General features: G+C 57.9%; 1 protein-coding gene. It reads left to right on the top strand.

The features are described from left to right. The coding region (locus tag P2081_RS21550) for a hypothetical protein (RefSeq protein ID WP_490363298.1) at window positions 1–253 on the top strand (253 nt) is incomplete at its 5' end. Window positions 254–328: the final 75 nt, after the last annotated feature.

A 328-nucleotide genomic window follows, 5' to 3' on the forward strand; every position in this document is an offset into this window, starting at 1 on the left:
CTCGTACTCTTACTCGTCTCAGGCCGAGAGTTCCCGACCCGGGTCCTCCGTCCCGTCCCGCTCCTACTCCTCGAGCTCCGAACGTGTGGTTCGCTCCTCAGGTGCCGGTCCTGGCTCCTCTTACAATTACTCCACGGAGCGCACTTCCCGCTCCGGTGACTATCCCGGCTCTTACCACTCCTCCTACTCCTCCACCACCAGCGGTAGGCTCCCCCACGGCACCACTTACCGTCACTTCTCATATCGCGTCTAGTCATGTTGCACAAGCGACAAACTCTCCCCGGCTTCTTAGATTATTAGCTTGCTGCATTTAGACATTGCATTCGTG

The organism is Pseudophaeobacter profundi (genome assembly GCF_029697505.1).
GTDB lineage: Bacteria > Pseudomonadota > Alphaproteobacteria > Rhodobacterales > Rhodobacteraceae > Pseudophaeobacter > Pseudophaeobacter profundi.